This is a genomic window from Streptomyces sp. NBC_00335 (assembly GCF_036127095.1).
Lineage (GTDB): Bacteria > Actinomycetota > Actinomycetes > Streptomycetales > Streptomycetaceae > Streptomyces.
On the sequence record NZ_CP108006.1, the window covers coordinates 5746545 to 5764251 of the forward strand.

The window sequence follows — 17707 nt, forward strand, 5'->3', positions numbered from 1 at the left end:
TGTAAGGATCTGCCCGCCAACCCGAAAGCATGGCCAGTGACCGCCACGGACCGCTCCATCGAGCTCATCACCGCCGCCGCCCAGGCCGCGGCCGACCGGCTCGCGCACGACATCATCGCGTACGACGTCAGCGACGTGCTGTCGATCACCGATGCCTTCCTGCTCGCTTCGGCGCCCAACGACCGCCAGGTCAAGTCGATCGTCGACGAGATCGAGGAGAAGCTCCTGAAGGAGCTGGGCGCCAAGCCGGTGCGCCGCGAAGGCGACCGCGACGCCCGCTGGATCCTGCTCGACTACATCGACATCGTCGTCCACGTGCAGCACAGCGAGGAGCGCGTCTTCTACGCGCTGGAGCGCCTGTGGAAGGACTGCCCCGAGATCGACCTCCCCGAGGACGCCAAGCTCACCAAGGGCAAGGCCGAGGAGCACGCCGCGCTGCGCGCCGCGCAGGGCGACGACGAACTGGACGGTGATCTGTTCTGAGCGCGACCCACGACGGCACCACCGGTGCCGGTACGACCAGCGGGAACGGCCGGACCAGCCGCAAGATCGTCCTGTGGCGGCACGGCCAGACCTCGTGGAACCTGGAGCGCCGCTTCCAGGGCTCCACGGACATCGAGCTGACCGAGGCCGGTGTGGCGCAGGCGCGCCGTGCCGCCCGGCTGCTCGCCTCGCTGAAGCCCGACGCCATCGTCGCCTCGGACCTGATGCGCGCCGCCGCCACGGCTGCCGAGCTGGCGGCCGTCACGGGTCTGGCAGTGACGCACGACGAGGCGCTGCGCGAGACGTACGCCGGCGAATGGCAGGGCCTCACGCACGACGAGATCCTGAAGAAGTACGGCGACCAGTACGCGGCGTGGAAGCGCGGCGAGGCGGTCCGCCGCGGCGGCGGCGAGCTGGAGACCGAGGTCGCCGACCGGGCCGCGCCGGTGGTGCTGGAACACGCCGACCGGCTGCCCCCCGGCGGCACGCTCGTGGTGGTCAGCCACGGCGGCACCATCCGTACGACGATCGGCCGCCTGCTGGGCCTGGACTCGTACCACTGGGAGGGTCTGGGCGGGCTCTCCAACTGCTGCTGGTCCGTCCTGGGCGAGGGCGCGCGAGGCTGGCGGCTGATGGAACACAACGCCGGCACGCTGCCCGAACCGGTGCTCGGCGACGACGACTGAGCCCACCTCGGAGCGGCTCCCACCCGGATTTCACTTTCCGGCTGGTCACAGGCTAGAGTTCTTCTTGTTCGCAGCGCAGAACACCGGAAACGGGGGGAGCGTCGCGGAGAGCGGGGCTATAGCTCAGTTGGTAGAGCGCCTGCATGGCATGCAGGAGGTCTGGAGTTCAATTCTCCATAGCTCCACAATCAAGATCCCGTCCCCAACAGGGGGCGGGATCTTTGCTTTTGTCCACAGCTGCCCGAGCGAGCACCGGCATGGCAGAATCGGACGGCCGGAGGGGGACGACGACGGCCCGACGCGGGAGGGAGTCGCTGACGGATGGGTGCACACCGGCGGCGGTGCGACTGGTGCAACAACGGCACGCCGATCGTGCGGGACATGGAGCCGGTCAACCCCGACTACCAGTACTGGTGCGAGGAATGTGCGCGGGCGCTGATCATAAAAGGCGACCCGATCGAGACGTACCGAGAGCTGGAGGGCGAGCCGATCTACGGGCGGCTGCTCGACGAGCACTGCACGCTGAAGCGGTTCTACCAGTTCGCGCGGGCGTGACGCGGGGACGCGCAACGGCGTGAGCCGGTGACGCGGGACGGCATGACGTAGGGGCACGGAACGGCATGGCGTAGGTATGCGCAACGAGCCGGGGCATGTGACGAATCGCCATGAAACGGACATGGCCCGGAGCTCGCGGAAACCGATTTTTGGACCAGGGCCATCACCGTGTAATGTTTGGGATGTCGCCAAGGGGGACCGGAAACGGGCCACGAAGCGGCAGGCAAGACAAGGGGCTATAGCTCAGTTGGTAGAGCGCCTGCATGGCATGCAGGAGGTCTGGAGTTCAATTCTCCATAGCTCCACAGTGAAGAAGCGGGCCACCGGAAACGGTGGCCCGCTTCTCGTTGTGCGTGCACCGTTTGTGTGCCCACTGGTTGGGCGTCCACTGGTTGGACGTCCACCGGTCGTGCGTCCACCGGCCGGAAGGGTCGAGCGCCCCTCGGGGCCGCTGCGGTACCCTGACGCCATGCGTGCCGTACGCCTTCTGCTTACCGAGCCGCGCTGAACAGTTCCGACCCCACGAAGCGGTCGGCCCCGGCGCGGCGCCCCCTCCTGTGCGAGGGGTTTTTTCGTTTGGGCAGCAGAACCGGCAGAGACGATCGATGGAGCTTCAGGAATCATGAGCGAGACGAACACCCCGGCCCCCGAGGCGGCCGAGGCGCACCGTTACACGGCTGCCATGGCCGCCGACATCGAGGCACGCTGGCAGGACGTATGGGACGCGCAGGGCACCTACGAGGCTCCCAACCCGACCGGTGACCTGGCCGGCGACGCGGCGGTGGTGGCGCGCCCGAAGAAGTTCATCATGGACATGTTCCCGTACCCCTCGGGTGCGGGGCTGCACGTCGGCCACCCGCTCGGGTACATCGCCACCGACGTCTTCGCCCGCCACCAGCGGATGACCGGCCACAACGTCCTGCACACCCTGGGCTTCGACGCCTTCGGCCTGCCGGCCGAGCAGTACGCCGTGCAGACCGGTACGCACCCGCGCGTGTCGACCGAGGCGAACATCGAGAACATGAAGGTCCAGCTGCGCCGGCTGGGTCTGGGCCACGACAAGCGCCGGTCGTTCGCGACGATCGACCCGGACTACTACAAGTGGACCCAGTGGATCTTCCTGCAGATCTACAACTCCTGGTACGACGCGGACGCCGCGAAGGCCCGGCCCATCGCCGAGCTGGTCGCCTCCTTCGAGGACGGCTCCCGTGAGCTGCCCGGCGGAGCCTCCTGGGCCGCGCTGAGCGCGGGCGAGCGCGCCGACGTACTGAACGAGTACCGGCTGGCGTACTCCTCGGACGCGCCCGTCAACTGGTGCCCCGGTCTGGGCACCGTACTGGCCAACGAGGAAGTCACCGCCGACGGCCGGTCCGAGCGCGGCAACTTCCCCGTCTTCAAGTCCAAGCTGAGCCAGTGGAACATGCGGATCACGGCCTACGCCGACCGCCTGATCGACGACCTGGACGCGCTGGACTGGCCCGAGGCCATCAAGCTGCAGCAGCGCAACTGGATCGGCCGCAGCGAGGGCGCCCGCGTGGACTTCGCGGTCGGCGACGGCGACGCCATCACCGTCTTCACCACCCGCCCCGACACGCTGTTCGGCGCCACCTACATGGTGCTGGCCCCCGAGCACGAGCTGGTCGAGAAGATCGTCCCGGCCGCATGGCCCGAGGGCACCCACCAGCTGTGGACCGGCGGCAACGCGACCCCGGCCGAGGCCGTGGACTCGTACCGCAAGCAGGCCGCCGCGAAGTCGGACGTCGAGCGGCAGGCCGAGGCCAAGGACAAGACCGGCGTCTTCACCGGCGCGTACGCGACCAACCCGGTCAGCGGCGACCAGGTGCCCGTCTTCATCGCGGACTACGTGCTGATGGGCTACGGCACCGGCGCGATCATGGCCGTCCCGGCGCACGACAGCCGCGACTTCGAGTTCGCGCGCGCCTTCGAGCTGCCGATGCGCTGCGTCGTCCAGCCCACGGACGACCGCGACGCCGACCCGCTGGAGTGGGAGGGCGCGTTCTCCTCGTACGACGGCACGATCGTCAACTCGACGGGCGAGGGCGTCTCGCTGGACGGTCTGGGCGTGGTCGAGGCCAAGGCCGCGATCACCGAGTGGCTGACCGGGCGCGGCATCGGCGAGGGCACCGTCAACTTCCGGCTGCGCGACTGGCTGTTCAGCCGCCAGCGCTACTGGGGCGAGCCCTTCCCGATCGTCTACGACGAGGACGGCGTCGCCTACCCGCTGCCCGAGTCGATGCTGCCGCTGGAGCTGCCGGAGGTCGAGGACTACTCGCCGCGCACCTTCGCGCCCGACGACGCGGCCTCCCAGCCGGAGACCCCGCTGTCGCGCAACCAGGCGTGGGTCAACGTCGAGCTGGACCTGGGCGACGGGCGCGGGGTGCGCCCGTTCCGGCGCGAGACCAACACCATGCCGAACTGGGCCGGCTCCTGCTGGTACGAGCTGCGCTACCTGGACCCGAACAACGGCTCGGCCCTGGTCGACCCCGAGATCGAGCAGTACTGGATGGGCCCGCGCGAGGGTCAGCCGCACGGCGGCGTCGACCTGTACGTGGGCGGCGCCGAGCACGCGGTGCTGCACCTGCTGTACGCGCGCTTCTGGTCCAAGGTGCTGTTCGACCTGGGGCACGTCTCCTCGGTGGAGCCGTTCCACAAGCTGTTCAACCAGGGCATGATCCAGGCGTACGCGTACACCGACTCGCGCGGTGTGTACGTCCCGGCGGCCGAGGTCGAGGAGCGGGACGGCGGCTACTTCTACCAGGGCGAGCCGGTCAAGCGTGAGCACGGCAAGATGGGCAAGTCCCTGAAGAACGCCGTCACGCCGGACGAGATCTGCGAGGAGTACGGCGCGGACACCCTGCGCCTGTACGAGATGGCGATGGGCCCGCTGGACGTCTCCCGTCCCTGGGACACCCGGGCCGTGGTCGGCCAGTACCGGCTGCTGCAGCGCCTGTGGCGCAACGTGGTGGACGAGGAGTCGGGCGCCGTGACGGTCGTCGACGGGGAGCCGGACGAGGCCACCCTGCGCGCGCTGCACAAGGCGATCGACGGGGTCGGCGGCGATATGGCCGGACTGCGGTTCAACACCGCCATCGCGAAGATCACCGAGCTGAACAACACCCTGACGAAGGCGGGCCGGCCGCTGGAGCGCTCGGTCGCCGAGCGGCTGGTGCTGCTGGTGGCTCCGCTGGCCCCGCACATCGCGGAGGAGCTGTGGCAGCGCCTGGGCCACGGCGAGTCGGTCGTCCACCAGGACTTCCCGGTCGCGGACCCGGCGTACGTCGTGGACGAGAGCGTCACGTGCGTCGTCCAGATCAAGGGCAAGGTCAAGGCCCGCCTGGAGGTCTCGCCGACGATCTCCGACGCGGAGCTGGAGCAGCTGGCGCTGGGCGACGAGGCGGTCGTGGCGGCGCTGGGCGGGGCGGAGATCCGCAAGGTGATCGTGCGTGCGCCGAAGCTGGTGAACATCGTCGTCTGATGTCTTCGTGTGACGTCTTCGCGCGATGTCTTCGTGTGACGGCTCCGTCTGAAGGCTCCGTCTGACGGAGCCGTCTGACGCGAGTAGGGGTAATCCCGTACGGGCAGGTTGGGGGTTCGATTGGAACCCGCGGCCTGCCCGTGGCGTTTACGGTGGAAGGGACGTAATCGGCTGGGGAAGGGACCCTCATGGAGGCGGCTTTTATCATCGTGGCCCTGGTGCTGCTGTTCGCCTTTCTGGGGCTCGGTGCCTATGTGACGACGAAGGTGGTCAAGGCTGCCGCGCGCGGCGTGGACCGGACCATCACCCAAGCCCGCCGCACCGTGGAGGACACCACCCTGAAGGCCCGCAGCTTCGGCCAGGTCGGTGTCGCGGGCACGCTGGCCACGCTGCGACTGGACCTGCGGAACTCGATGCGGGCGACGCAGCAGGCGCTGTACGAGGGGGTCCAGACGGACGCCTCGCTGAAGGAGTCGATCGGCCTGTTCGAGCGGCTGAGCGTGCACGGGCACGAACTCGACGACGAACTGAAGCGCCTGGAGGCGGAGCCCGACCGCCAGCGGATCGCGGCGGTCATGCCGGACCTGCGGGAGCGCACGGCGCAGATCACGCAGGCGGCGGATTCGCTGCGCTGGGCGGCGCGCGACCGCGCACGGCGCTTCGCGGAGGACGACCTGTCGCACCTGTCGGCACAGATCGACGTCGAGTCGGGCGCCCTGCGGGACTGGTCCCGCGCACCGGCCGACGACCTCCCGCACGCGACTCCCACGTGGAACACCCCCGAGCCCCCGGCGCTCTCGGAACCCGCCCCGACCCCCCAGTACCCCTGGCAGAAGACCCGCCGCCCGGAAGCGACGACCTGAGCCGGGCCGCATCCGGATCCAGGTCTGGGTGTTTCCAGCCGTCCGGCGTTTGAGGACCGAGGTCTGGGGCGGAGCCCCAGGGGGTCCGGGCTCAGCCCGGTACCCTTTCCCAGCCCCGCCGGCGTTTGAGGCGCGGCTCCGGGCCGAGCCCGGGGAACGGTGGAAGGGCGGGTGGGGGACCCGGCCCCGCAGGGCCGATCACCTGCGGCCGGAGCGTGTTCGGAGTCCGTCCGGAGCCCGTCCGGAACCTGGGGCGGCGTGCCCGCGGACTGCTCGGAGCCCGGCGACAGGCCACCCGGACCCGGGGCCCGAGGCCCATCGGCAGACCCGGGCTGCCGGAACACCCCCACTGCCGGTAACCTCCGCCTCATGTCCCGCCATGTCGCGATCGTCACGGATTCCACGGCCTACCTGCCCCAACCGGCCATGGCGCGGCACGGAATCACCTCCGTCCCGCTGACCGTGGTCCTCGGCGACGAGGCCCTGGAAGAGGGCACCGAGATCTCGGCCAAGAGCCTCGCCCTGGCCCTGCAGAAGCGCCGCTCGGTCACCACGTCCCGCCCCAGCCCCGAGGACTTCTCCCGCGCCTACCGGGCGGCCGTGGAGGCCGGTGCGACAGGCATCGTCAGCCTGCACCTGTCCGCGGAGTTCTCCGGCACCTACGACGCCGCCGTCCTGGCAGCGAAGACCGCCACGGTGCCCGTCCGCGTCGTCGACACCGGCATGGTCGCCATGGCCCTGGGCTTCTGCGCCCTGGCCGCGGCGGAGGTGTCCGAGGCCGGGGGGTCCCTGGACGAAGCCGTCGCCGCGGCCGAGAAGCGGGCCGCCGGGATGTCCGCGTACTTCTACGTCGACACCCTCGACTACCTCCGCCGCGGAGGCCGCATCGGGGCCGCGCAGGCCCTCCTCGGTTCGGCGCTCGCGGTGAAACCGCTGCTGACGCTGGACGGAGGGCGGATCGAGATGCTGGAGAAGGTGCGTACGGCCTCCAAGGCCATCGCCCGCCTGGAGGAGCTGGCCGTCGAGCGCGCCGGGTCCGGCCCCGTCGACGTCGCCGTGCACCACCTCGCTGCCCCGGAGCGCGCGGAGAAGCTGGCGCAGAGGCTTCGCGAGCGGATCCCCGGGCTGGTCGAGCTGCACGTCAGCGAGGTCGGCGCGGTGATCGGCGCACACACCGGACCGGGGTTGCTGGCGGCGGTCGTCTCCCCGCGCTGATCACCGGACCGGGTGACGGAGATATCCACAACGGTCCGGTCATCCACCGGAACTGAGGCTTCCGAACGCGTCTCGCGGTGCGGCCCTACCGTCGTGCCATGACTCTTCGTACGCGCACCTCAGGTCCCGCCGGCGCCACCAGTGGCCCCGGCCGTCCCCGTCTCTCCGACAGCCGTCTTCGCCACCGCCGCGGACAGCGACCAGGCCGCCCCGATCCCGCGGTGGTGCGACGCCGGGCCGAGGCCCTGCTCGGAGCGGGCCGGCCCCCGGGCGCTCCGCCGCCGGGGGGCACCCCGGGCGGGGCGGAGCCGCCGGGCGCCCGCTCCGTCGGGGCGGTGGCGGAGCCCGAAGCCGCGGTCCGGGCGGAGCCGCCGGCCGTGGCCGGGGCGGGGGTCCGGTGTGAGGCACCGGCCCGGGTCGGGGCGGGGGTTCCGACCGAAGCGCCTGCCCGGGGCGGGGCGGTGGCCCCGGTCGAGGCGCCTGCCCGGGCCGAGGCGGAGGCCCCGACCGAGGGTCGGGAGGCACCCGGTGGGGCTTTACGGTGGCTCGCGGTGCGGGAGCGGCTGCCCCTGTGGCTGCACACCCGCTGTGGGGTGGAGCCGCGCACGGTGGCCGCCGTCTCGGTGGTGCTGGTCGTCGCGGTCGGGTTCGCAGCACAGCAGTACAGGGCGGCCAGGCCCCGGCCGGTGACCGCGCCCGCCGTGGTGGCGCCCGCGGCGGCCGCCCTGCCGGCCCCGACCGCGGCACGGGCGGGTCCTGCCGCCGGTCCCATCCTGGTGGACGTCAGCGGCAAGGTCCGAGACCCCGGAGTGCGCAAGCTGCCTCCCGGCTCTCGCGTGGAGGATGCTTTGGCCGCCGCCGGGGGAGTGCGGCCCGGGACGGACACCACCGGGCTGAACCGGGCCCGGGTCCTGATGGACGGCGAACAGGTACTGGTCGGCGCTCCGGCCCCGCCGCCGCCGACCGGCCGGGGAGGTCCCGCCTCCGGGCCGCTGAGCCTCGGCACGGCCACGGCCGAGCAGTTGGACGGCCTGCCGGGGGTTGGCCCGGTCCTCGCGCAGCACATCGTGGACTTCCGCACGGTGCGCGGGGGCTTCCGCTCGGTGGAGGAGCTCCGGCAGGTCAACGGGATCGGTGAGCGCCGATTCGCCGATCTGCGCGAGCTGGTGCGGCCGTGAGGCGGGGCGGCGGAGCGGGGCCGGGTCCGGCCGGGCGGGGGTTGAGCGCGCGGGATCCGGTGGGGCCGGGTTCGGCCGGGCGGGGTCTGCGTGGGCGGGGTTCGGCCGAGGGGGAGGCGGTCGGGCGGGGTGCGCGTGTGCGGGGTTCGGCCTCGGGGGAGGCGGTCGGGCGGGGTGCGCGTGTGCGGGGTTCGGCCTCGGGGGAGGCGGTCGGGCGGGGTGCGCGTGTGCGGGGTTCGGCCGGGCGGGAAGTGGTGGGGCGGGGTTCGGCCGGGCCGGAGCTGGGGCCGGTGGATCTGCGGTTGGTGGGGCCGGCTCTCGCCGTTTGGGGGGCGGCTGCCGTGGGGCTCGGGGTATCGGCCGGCCGCAGTGCCGTGGCGGCGGGGCTGGGGGTCGGGGCGGCCGGGCTGCTGATGCTGGCGGGCCGCCGGCGCTCCGTGCCGTTCCGGACGGCCGCGGCGGTGGTCCTGCTGTGCGCGGCCGCCGGCGCCGGCGTGGCGGGCCTCCAGCGGGCCGAGGCGCGGGCCGGGCCGGTCCCGGAGCTGGCCCGGGACCATGCCCGGGTGCTGGCGGACCTCACCGTGGGCTCCGATCCGCGGACGGCCCGCACCGGGAGCGGGCCGCCGGTGGTGGTGCTCGACGCCGTGGTGACCCGGGTGACCGGGCCCGATGGTGCCCGGACCCGGGTGTCGACCCCGGTGCGGGTGCTGGCGGGGCATCCGGGGTGGGACCGGCTGCAGCCCTCGACACGGGTCGCGGTGGTGGCCCGGCTGTCCCCGGCGCGGGGCGGGGAGCGGGCCGTCGCCCTGCTCCGTCCCGCCGGGGACTCCCCGCCGCGGGTGACCGGCGGTCCGGACACCGTCCAGCGGATCGCCGGGCGGCTGCGGGCCGGGCTGCGCGAGGTCACCGACGGGCTGCCCCCGGACGCCAGGGCCCTGCTGCCGGGACTGGTGGTGGGGGACACCTCCCGGGTGGAGCCCGATCTGCACGAGGCGTTCCGCGCCACCGATCTGCTGCACCTGCTGGCCGTCTCCGGCTCCAACCTGACCGTGGTGCTCTTCCTGCTCATCGGGGCCCCGGCCCGCGCGCAGCAGGCCGAACGGGGCGGGCTGGCCCCGCGTCTGGGGCTCTCGCTGCGGGCGACGGCCCTGTGCGGGGTGGCGCTGACCCTGGCCTTCGTGGTGGTGTGCCGGCCGGAGCCCAGCGTGCTGCGGGCGGCGGCCTGCGGCTCGGTCACCCTGCTGGCCATCGCCACCGGGCGGCGCAGGTCCCTGATCCCGGCGCTGGCCACCGCCGTCCTGCTGCTGGTGCTCTACGACCCCTGGCTGGCCCGGAGCTACGGCTTCCTCCTCTCCGTCCTGGCCACCGGAGCCCTGCTGACGCTGGCTCCCCGGTGGAGCGCGGCCCTGCAGCGGCGCGGGATGCGGCCGCGCTGGGCCGAGGCGCTGGCGGCCGCGGCGGCGGCACAGGCGGTGTGCGCGCCGGTCGTCGCGGTGCTGTCGGCCCGGGTGAGCCTCGTGGGGGTGCCCTGCAACCTGCTGGCCGAGCTGGCGGCGGGACCCGCGACCGTCCTCGGGTTCGCCGCGCTCGCGGCTGCCCCGGTGTGCCGGCCGGTGGCCGAGGTGCTCGCCCGGTGCGCGGGCGTGCCCGCCGGGTGGATCGCCGCCGTGGCCCGGGGCGGGGCGAACCTGCCCGGGGCGGAGCTGGGCTGGCCCGGCGGGGTGGGCGGAGGGCTGCTGCTCGCCGCGGCCACCTTCGCGGTGGTGGTGCTCGGCAGGCGGTTCGGCTGTGGGCGATGGCTCGCCCCCGCCCTGGCCGTGGTGCTGCTCCTCGCCGTACTGAGGCCGCCACTGGTCACTCGTACGATCAAGGGTTGGCCGCCGCCCGACTGGATCTACACCCAGTGCGCGGTGGGCCAGGGGGACGCCGCCGTACTCGCGGTCGGCCCCGGTACGGCCGTGGTGGTGGACGCGGGCCCCGAGCCCGGGCCGGTGGACGTGTGCCTGAGGGAACTGGGCGTGAGCCGGGTGCCGCTGATCCTGCTGACGCACTTCCACGCCGACCACGTGGGCGGGTTGACGGGGGTACTGAAGGGCCGATCGGTGGGTGTGGTGCAAGTCACCGGGCTGGAAGAACCGCCGGGCCAGGCCGCGTTCGTACGGCGGACGGCGGCGGCCGCCGGGGTACCCGTCGTCCGTGCGGGGGAGGGGGAGCGGCGGCGGGCCGGGCCGCTGGAGTGGCAGGTGCTGTGGCCGCCGGCCGCGGGCGCCTTTCCCGAGGGACCCAACGACGCGAGCGTGGCCCTGCTGGTACGCGGCGCGGGCCTGACCCTGCTCCTGCTGGGCGACCTCGAACCGGGCTCCCAGCAGGCCTTGCTGAGGAACCATCCGGAACTGGGGCCGGTCGACGTCCTCAAAGTCGCGCACCACGGCAGCGCCCACCAGGATCCCGGGCTGTACGAGCGGATCCGGCCGCGCCTCGCGATCGTCCCGGTGGGCGCCGGGAACAGGTACGGGCACCCCGCGCCGGGTACGCTCGCCCGGCTGCGGGATTCGGGTGCGGCCGTACTGCGCACGGACGAGGACGGTTCGGTCGCCGTCACCGGCAGCGGCCCGCGGCTGCGGGCGTTCCCGGCCATTCGGCGACGGGTACGGCACGGGCATACCAGGAGTGACCGCTCCGTTTGCCCCCAACCCGACAGCATGATCGAATTCGTTTTCGCCAGAGCGGTCCAAGCCCACACAGCACGGGGGTGCATGAACCATGTTCAGTCGCAGACGGGGGACGGAGACGGCGGGAAGCGCCAGTCCCCAGACATCCGCGACACTGACGCTTCCTCATACCGCGCGGCTGCTCAGCTGCCGGGTTCTCGACACGGTCCACCAGCCGGTCCGGCAGGCCAAGTTCGAGGTGACCGATCCGATAGGCCGACGGATCGTCAGCGGGGAGACCGACCCCTTCGGCGGGTTCACGGCGGCGGTGCCGGCGGGCGAGTACCGGCTGGCCGTCACGGCCGAGGGCTACGCGCCCTTCCACGGGGCGACCCTGGTGGGGGACCCGGCGCAGCCGGGCACCGGGGAGATCGTCCTGGACCCGGTGGATCCGCCGCTGCTGCCGCAGCCGGGCCACTGGGAGCTCGATCCGGGGCATTCTTCGATCGGCTTCTCGGCCCGGCACATCGGCTTCGCCCGGATCAACGGCAGGTTCAACACCTTCGCCGGTGCGGTTCGGATAGCCGAGCGTATGGAGGACTCCTCCATGCACGTGATCATCGACGCGGCGAGCATCGACACCGGGCTGCGCATGCGGGACGACCACCTGCGCTCCGCGGACTTCCTGGACGCGGCCCGCCACCCGACGGTGGAGTTCTACAGCGAGCGGTTCATCCACCGCAGCGGCAGCCGCTGGTCCGTGGCGGGCGCTCTCACCCTGCACGGGGTCAGCCAGTCCGTGACCCTGGACACCCACTACCTGGGACTGGGTACGGGGCTGGAGGGCGAGCCGAGGGCGGCCTGCCGGGCGACGGCCGAACTCAACCGCGAGGACTTCACGCTGAACTGGCAGTCGATGCTGGCGCACGGGATCGCGGCGATCGGTTCGAACGTGGAAGTGACCCTGGACACGCAGATCGTGCACAAGGCCTGACCGGGCGGGGCCCGCCACGACAGGGAGTGCCCTGCCCCGAGGCGATGTGGTCAGCCGCCGGGTGGAGTCGTGTCCGCCGCGCCCGAAGGCCTGGGCACGACTCCGTCCAGCGGTGCCATCACCCAGTTTTCGCCCTCCCGGGTCACCGTCTCGGTGACCCGGACGGGCGCCCGGTCCGTACCGGCCGTGCCGCTGAGCGTCACCTTCCACATGTTGCTGAATTCCGAGGTGCGGCTCCAGCTGACGTCCCAGTCCCGACCGCCGTACGCGGCGATCCGGGCCTTCGCGTCCTGAGCGCCGTGCGGATGGGCGTCGAGCAGCCGGGCCAGGCCGTCCTGGTCGGATGCGTTGAGCACACGGACGTAGTCACGGAAGAAGCGGTCCTGGTCCGCCAGGTCGGGCCCGTCGCCACCACCGCATCCGGAAAGCAGCGCGGCACAGAGCACGGTCACCAGGAGGACGAGGGCGCGCACCGCTCGGTCAGGTGCGGAACGCGCAGTAGATCCCGTTGGGGTTGGACGCCACAATGCTCGCCACCGACTTCCGGTAGGGGTTGGCGGAATGGTAGGTGAGATGGCGGCGCCGCTACTGCTCCGGTAGAGGTTGATGCCGGTCAGCTCCCAGGTGGTCCCGCGGGGCCCGGGTCTACGCGGAGGCCGGGGTCGATGCCGTGGTGCGGCGCATCGCCGATTTCCCGGTCAGGCTGACCGGTCCTGAGTCGCGCGTCGATCTCGTACGGATCCGGTTCGCGTCGGGGGCCCTGGTCAAGCACGGGCGCGCACGATCACGGGATCAGCTGGTGCGTCATCGTGGACAGCCGGCACCCGGGCCGGGTCCCGTGGCTACGGGGCTTCGAGCCAGCCGTCGTACTCGGCGGCGAGCGCGTCGAGGGCCGTGGCGTCCAGCCGTTCGCGCGGGTCCTCGACGACCACCAGCCACTGGGCGTCCTCGGCGTCGTCCTCACCGGCGAGGGCGTCGCGGACCAGCTGCGGTTCCTCCGGGAGGCCGAAGCGGTCGACCACCTCCCGCGCCACCTCGTCGGCGGTGTCGCGGTCGGGCAGTACCAGTACATGTCGCACGTTCACCCGGACATTCTCGGGTACGGGGCAGGGGGCCGGGGCGCGAGGGTCTGTCAGTGCGGCGTGGGATGCTGGAGGCGATGGCCACCAGGAAGAATTCCACCGACGATCCGCTCGCCCCGATCACCCTCGCGGTGGGGCAGGAGGACCTGCTGCTCGACCGCGCCGTGCGGGAGGTCGTGACGGCGGCGCGAGCCGCCGATGCCGACACGGACGTGCGTGACCTCGCCTCCGAGCAGCTCCAGCCCGGCACGCTGGCCGAGTTGACCAGCCCCTCGCTCTTCTCCGAGCGCAAGGTGCTCGTCGTGCGCAATGCGCAGGACCTCTCGGCCGACACGGTCAAGGAGGTCAAGGCCTACCTCGCCGCGCCGTTCGAGGAGATCGCCCTCGTCCTCCTGCACGCGGGCGGCGTCAAGGGCAAGGGCCTGCTGGACGCCGCGCGCAAGGCGGGTGCCCGCGAGATCGCCTGCCCGAAGATGACGAAGCCGGCGGACCGGATGGCGTTCGTGCGGGGAGAGTTCCGGACGCTGGGCCGTTCCGCCACGCCTGAGGCCTGCCAGACGCTGGTCGACGCGATCGGCAGTGACCTGCGGGAGCTGGCGAGCGCGGCGGCGCAGCTGTGCGCGGACGTCGAGGGCACGATCGACGAGGCCGTGGTCGGCCGCTACTACACCGGCCGGGCCGAGGCTTCGAGCTTCACCGTCGCCGACCGGGCGGTGGAGGGGCGGGCCGCGGAGGCCCTGGAGGCCCTGCGCTGGTCCCTGTCCACCGGGGTGGCCCCGGTGCTGATCACCAGCGCGCTGGCCCAGGCGGTCCGGGCGATCGGGAAGCTGGCCTCGGCCCCGCGGGGGGCCCGTCCCGGGGACCTCGCGCGTGACCTCGGCATGCCGCCGTGGAAGATCGACCGGGTCCGGCAGCAGATGCGGGGGTGGTCGGCGGACGGTGTCTCTGACGCCCTGCGGGCGGTGGCGGATGCGGATGCGGGGGTGAAGGGCGGGGGCGATGACCCCGAGTACGCCCTTGAGAAGGCGGTCGTCGCGGTCGCCCGGGCGGCGCGGACCCGGCGGGGCTAGCTCCGGGTTCCCCGAGGCGGGCCCCGGCCCGGGCTGAGCCCTGGTTCCTGGAGCTGAGCCCCTGAGCCCCTGGGCCCCGGAGTCGAGCCTGGGCCCCGGGGCTCGGGCTGTTCGTCTTGAAAGCGGGGCCGGTTAGCCGACGCTGGTGTGCGGCTGCGGGCGGGGGCCCTGCGGGGGTTGTCCCCTACCCGCCCTTCGCCCGTTCCCCGGGCTCCGCCCGGACCCGGTCCTCAAGCGCCGGACGGGCTGGGTTGGTGCCGCCCGGACTGTCCTTGTGCGTCGGTCGGGGGTGGGTTGGTGGTGCCCGGGCCCGGTCCTCATGTGTGGGTCGGGGTGGTTGGTGCCGCCTGGGCCGTCCTTGTGTGCCGGGCGGGGGGTGGGTTGATGGTGTCCGGACCTGTCTTCGTGGGCCGGATGGGCTGGGTTGGTGCGCCCGGACCTGTCTTTGGCGTGGCGGGCTCGTGGGGTCAGTGGGCCATTGCGTGGGGGGAGGTGGGGTCGGGGTGGCCCGGGGGGAGAAGGAAGGGGACGGCCAGAACTAGGGCCAGGGCCGGGTAGGCGAGGGTGGTGAAGTCTGCTGAGGCCAGGGCGGCGATGGCGAGGGCCGCGCCCAGTTCGTGTGAGGTGCCGACCAGGCCGGAGGCGAGTCCGGTGTGGGCCGGGGGCACTTCGGAGAGGGCCGAGGTCGTGGCGCACACGAACGCCGCGCCGAGTCCGAGGGCCAGCAGGGCGAAGCCGGGGACCAGGCCCGACCAGAGGCCGTCCAGGGAAGTGAGGGCCGCGCCCGCGGCGGCCAGGGTGAACGCCGCCGCGCCGACGGGGCGCCAGCCGAAGCGGGGGAGCAGCCGGGAGCCCAGGTGTGCGCCCGCCGTGGCGGCGACCGCCGCCGGGAGGAAGGCCAGCCCGGTGACCAGGGGGCTTCGCCCGAGGGATTGCTGGATGTGCAGGGAGCTCAGGTAGAACCCGGTCACGAGCAGGCCCGCCGCTCCCAGCATCACCGCGCTGCCGCCGAGCAGGGAGCGGCGGCCCGGCATGGCGGGGGGCATCAGCGGGTTCGTGGAGCGGCGTTGTGTCACCAGGAGGAGGGCCGCTGCGGCCAGGGCGCCGACGGCCGGGAGCCAGGAGCGTTCGGTCAGCCCGTAGACGAGTGCGGCCGCGGCCAGGGTCGGCAGGAGGGTCGCGGGGATGTTGACCGGTGTCCGGCGGCCGGCGGCGGTGCCGCGGAGCGCGCGGCCGAGCAGGAGCGGGACGCCGAGCAGGGCGAGTACGCCGACGGGCAGGTTGAGGTAGAAGATCCAACGCCAGCCGGGTCCGTCGGTGAGGATTCCGCCGAGCAGGACCCCGAGGGCCGCGCCGGTGCCGCCGATCGCCGCCCAGGCGCCGAGGGCTCGGTTCCGGGCCGGGCCCTGGAACAGGGTCGTCACCAGGGACAGGGCGGCCGGCGAGAGCAGGGCGGCGCCGACGCCCTGTGCGGAGCGGGCCGCGATCAGGGTGGCGGAGTCCGCCGCGAGCCCGGAGGCCGCCGAGGCTGCGGTGAAGAGGGCCAGCCCGGTCAGGAACGTCCGCACCGCACCGAACCGGTCCGCGAGCCGTCCGCCGGCCAGCAGGAGGGCGCCGAAGAACAGGGTGTACGCCGTGACGACCCAGGTCAGGCCGGGGCCGGAGAGGGACAGGTCGGTGGCGATGGCGGGGAGAGCGACGTTCACGACGGTGACGTCCGCGATGAGCATGAACTGGGCCACGCAGAGGAGGACGAGGAGGGGGCGACGGCGCGGGTGCGGCGGGGGCGGGGGCTGATGGTCGTGCTGGTGCGGAGTCGGGTGGGGGTGTGCGTTCGTGTCCCGGTTCTGGTCCCGGGTGTGCGGGGTGTGTGGGGCGTGCGAGGGCATGGCGAAGCCGCTCCTAAAGTTAACAGGGGTGTTAGGGATTGAGTATGCGGCTTCGCCCGGGGAATGTGAACAGTGGTGTTAAGTTTGCAGGCATGGTTTCCGACGCACCCCGCGCCCGCCGCGCAGACGCCGAGCGCAACACCGCCGCGATCGTCGACGCGGGCCTGGACTGTTTCCTCGCCGACCCGCAGGCGAGCATGGCCGCCGTCGCCCGCGCTGCCGGAGTCAGTCGCGTCACGCTGTACTCGCACTTCCCGACCAGGGAGGCCCTCCTCGACGCCGCCCTCGACCGGGCCGTCGACGAGGCCGCGGCCACGCTTGAGGCGCTCGACGGTGGGGGAGGGGCAGCCGGGGCCGGTGGCGGCGCCGAGGAGCGTGGTGTGGAGGAGGCCCTCGGGCTCCTCATCCGCAGCTCGTGGAGGGTCCTCGACCGGCACTCCGCGGTGTTCGCGGCCGTCTCCGCGGCGCTGCCGCCCGAGCGGCTGCGCGAGCGGCACGACCGGATCCTGGCTCCCGTACGCCGGCTGATCGGCCGCGGCCGGGAGAGCGGCGAACTGCGCGCCGACCTGTCCGCCGACTGGCTGGTCACGGTCGTCTACAGCCTGGTCCACGCGGCCGCCGCCGAAGTCCAGGCCGGGCGGATGACCCCTGCCGAGGCGCCGGAGATCCTCACGGCCACCGTCCTCGCCGCCGTGACGGCCCGCCCCGCCGCACCGGGAAGCCCTACGGGGCCGGCCTGAGGGGTCCCGTACGGGCCGGGGGGCTCCCCGTGCGGCCGGCCGGCGCCTCTGTGCTGCCGACGGGCCCGGGCCTTGAGCGGGCCGGGGCGCTGAGTGACCCCGAGCCTTGGGTGGCTCCGGGCCTTGGGTGGCCCCCGGGCTCCGAGCTGAGTCGGAGTCTGAGCGGGCTGAGGCCCCAAGAGGGCCGGCTCGCCTGGATCGGCGGTTCTGCGTGGGCCGGGAGCTCGCCTGGATCGGAGGCTCGCCTGGGGCGGGGGTCCGTACGGCTCGGGGGCGCCCTGGGGTCTCGACCCCCGGAGGCTCCCGGGGCTCCATGGGCATGCGGCCCCGTGAGTGCCGCAGGGCGCCGCATGCCGAAGGCCCCGGTCGCTGCCCTGGGGAAGGGAGGCGGTCGGGGCCTTCGGTTACTTCTGGGGTTGCACCGCACCCGCGTGGCGAACGCTTCGTGTGCGGCGCGGAGTGCCGGTCGGGAGCGGGAGAGAGGGCCCGCTGGATCCTTGCCCGGCTATCACATCAGGGGCTCAGCCCTGAAGGGAGGCAACCTTGGTGGCCAGCGCCGACTTCTTGTTGGCGGCGGCGTTCTTGTGGATGACACCCTTCGAGACGGCCTTGTCGAGCGCGCGGGAAGCGGCGCGGGAAGCCACGGTGGCCTTCTCGACGTCACCGGCGACGACGGCCTCACGGGCCTTGCGGATGGCGGTCTTGAGCGAGGACTTGACGGCCTTGTTGCGAAGGCGAGCCTTCTCGTTCGTCTTGTTGCGCTTGACCTGGGACTTGATGTTCGCCACGAAAGAGCCTTTGCAGG

General features: G+C 73.0%; 14 protein-coding genes, 2 tRNA genes and 2 pseudogenes. 13 read left to right on the forward strand and 5 right to left on the reverse strand.

Annotation, left to right across the window (positions count from 1 at the left end):
- The first annotated feature begins 36 nt into the window (after positions 1 to 36).
- From rsfS to OHA37_RS25910, 11 genes and pseudogenes are all read left to right on the forward strand, one after another.
- Positions 37 to 483, forward strand: coding sequence for a ribosome silencing factor (gene rsfS, locus OHA37_RS25860; protein ID WP_250739445.1), 447 nt, complete (start codon positions 37 to 39; stop codon positions 481 to 483).
- The gene (locus OHA37_RS25865) at positions 480 to 1169 is read left to right on the forward strand and encodes a histidine phosphatase family protein (RefSeq protein WP_266913098.1); all 690 of its coding nucleotides are present in this window, start codon (positions 480 to 482) and stop codon (positions 1167 to 1169) included. Before rsfS ends, OHA37_RS25865 begins: the two co-directional genes overlap by 4 nt.
- 112 nt (positions 1170 to 1281) lie before the next feature.
- Positions 1282 to 1354: transfer RNA gene (locus OHA37_RS25870), tRNA-Ala, on the forward strand.
- 136 nt (positions 1355 to 1490) lie between these two features.
- Positions 1491 to 1724 carry a hypothetical protein gene (locus OHA37_RS25875; RefSeq protein ID WP_007264019.1) on the forward strand — a complete coding sequence of 78 codons (234 nt, stop codon included), beginning with the start codon at positions 1491 to 1493 and terminating at the stop codon, positions 1722 to 1724.
- 232 nt (positions 1725 to 1956) lie between these two features.
- A tRNA-Ala gene (locus OHA37_RS25880) sits at positions 1957 to 2029 on the forward strand.
- 317 nt (positions 2030 to 2346) lie between these two features.
- On the forward strand, positions 2347 to 5220 hold the full coding sequence (gene leuS, locus OHA37_RS25885) for a leucine--tRNA ligase (protein ID WP_266908959.1): 2874 nt from the start codon (positions 2347 to 2349) through the stop codon (positions 5218 to 5220).
- A gap of 188 nt (positions 5221 to 5408) precedes the next feature.
- Complete coding sequence (locus OHA37_RS25890; RefSeq protein ID WP_266908960.1) at positions 5409 to 6083, forward strand: hypothetical protein; 675 nt, start codon at positions 5409 to 5411, stop codon at positions 6081 to 6083.
- Positions 6084 to 6452: 369 nt separating this feature from the next.
- Positions 6453 to 7298 (forward strand): DegV family protein, encoded by an 846-nt coding sequence (locus tag OHA37_RS25895; protein ID WP_266908961.1) that lies wholly within the window; start codon positions 6453 to 6455, stop codon positions 7296 to 7298.
- Positions 7299 to 7849: 551 nt separating this feature from the next.
- On the forward strand, positions 7850 to 8476 hold the full coding sequence (locus tag OHA37_RS40810) for a helix-hairpin-helix domain-containing protein (protein ID WP_443046217.1): 627 nt from the start codon (positions 7850 to 7852) through the stop codon (positions 8474 to 8476).
- Between the two features lie 413 nt (positions 8477 to 8889).
- Positions 8890 to 11103, forward strand: a pseudogene (locus OHA37_RS25905) (ComEC/Rec2 family competence protein); the annotation flags it as partial.
- Positions 11104 to 11239: 136 nt separating this feature from the next.
- Positions 11240 to 12121 carry a YceI family protein gene (locus tag OHA37_RS25910; RefSeq protein ID WP_266908963.1) on the forward strand — a complete coding sequence of 294 codons (882 nt, stop codon included), beginning with the start codon at positions 11240 to 11242 and terminating at the stop codon, positions 12119 to 12121.
- 50 nt (positions 12122 to 12171) lie between these two features.
- On the opposite strand, the gene OHA37_RS25915 is transcribed toward OHA37_RS25910, so the two are convergent.
- From OHA37_RS25915 to OHA37_RS25920, 3 genes and pseudogenes are all read right to left on the reverse strand, one after another.
- The gene (locus OHA37_RS25915; protein ID WP_266908964.1) at positions 12172 to 12594 is read right to left on the reverse strand and encodes a hypothetical protein; all 423 of its coding nucleotides are present in this window, start codon (positions 12592 to 12594) and stop codon (positions 12172 to 12174) included.
- 7 nt (positions 12595 to 12601) lie between these two features.
- A pseudogene (locus tag OHA37_RS40815) lies at positions 12602 to 12720 on the reverse strand (amidase domain-containing protein); the annotation flags it as partial.
- Between the two features lie 243 nt (positions 12721 to 12963).
- Positions 12964 to 13206, reverse strand: a complete 243-nt coding sequence (locus OHA37_RS25920; RefSeq protein WP_266908965.1) for a hypothetical protein — start codon at positions 13204 to 13206, stop codon at positions 12964 to 12966.
- A gap of 74 nt (positions 13207 to 13280) precedes the next feature.
- On the opposite strand from OHA37_RS25920, the gene holA reads away from it, so the two are divergent.
- A complete protein-coding gene (holA, locus tag OHA37_RS25925) occupies positions 13281 to 14273 on the forward strand; it encodes a DNA polymerase III subunit delta (RefSeq protein WP_266908966.1) in 993 nt (330 codons plus the stop codon).
- Between the two features lie 467 nt (positions 14274 to 14740).
- Here the strand turns inward: holA and OHA37_RS25930 are convergent, their stop codons facing one another.
- Positions 14741 to 16162, reverse strand: coding sequence for an MFS transporter (locus OHA37_RS25930; protein WP_266908967.1), 1422 nt, complete (start codon positions 16160 to 16162; stop codon positions 14741 to 14743).
- A 92-nt stretch (positions 16163 to 16254) separates the two neighbouring features.
- On the opposite strand from OHA37_RS25930, the gene OHA37_RS25935 reads away from it, so the two are divergent.
- On the forward strand, positions 16255 to 16902 hold the full coding sequence (locus OHA37_RS25935; RefSeq protein WP_266908968.1) for a TetR/AcrR family transcriptional regulator: 648 nt from the start codon (positions 16255 to 16257) through the stop codon (positions 16900 to 16902).
- Positions 16903 to 17423: 521 nt separating this feature from the next.
- On the opposite strand, the gene rpsT is transcribed toward OHA37_RS25935, so the two are convergent.
- The gene (gene rpsT, locus OHA37_RS25940) at positions 17424 to 17690 is read right to left on the reverse strand and encodes a 30S ribosomal protein S20 (RefSeq protein ID WP_250739437.1); all 267 of its coding nucleotides are present in this window, start codon (positions 17688 to 17690) and stop codon (positions 17424 to 17426) included.
- Positions 17691 to 17707 lie beyond the last annotated feature (17 nt).

What these genes read in the sequence shown, in the direction of transcription:
- OHA37_RS25875 (WP_007264019.1), top strand. Translation starts at nt 1,491, where the DNA reads ATGGGTGCACACCGGCGGCGGTGCGACTGGTGCAACAACGGCACGCCG.
- leuS (WP_266908959.1), top strand. Translation starts at nt 2,347, where the DNA reads ATGAGCGAGACGAACACCCCGGCCCCCGAGGCGGCCGAGGCGCACCGT.
- OHA37_RS25890 (WP_266908960.1), top strand. Translation starts at nt 5,409, where the DNA reads ATGGAGGCGGCTTTTATCATCGTGGCCCTGGTGCTGCTGTTCGCCTTT.
- OHA37_RS25895 (WP_266908961.1), top strand. Translation starts at nt 6,453, where the DNA reads ATGTCCCGCCATGTCGCGATCGTCACGGATTCCACGGCCTACCTGCCC.
- OHA37_RS25910 (WP_266908963.1), top strand. Translation starts at nt 11,240, where the DNA reads ATGTTCAGTCGCAGACGGGGGACGGAGACGGCGGGAAGCGCCAGTCCC.
- holA (WP_266908966.1), top strand. Translation starts at nt 13,281, where the DNA reads ATGGCCACCAGGAAGAATTCCACCGACGATCCGCTCGCCCCGATCACC.
- OHA37_RS25930 (WP_266908967.1), bottom strand. Translation starts at nt 16,162, where the DNA reads ATGCCCTCGCACGCCCCACACACCCCGCACACCCGGGACCAGAACCGG.
- OHA37_RS25935 (WP_266908968.1), top strand. Translation starts at nt 16,255, where the DNA reads ATGGTTTCCGACGCACCCCGCGCCCGCCGCGCAGACGCCGAGCGCAAC.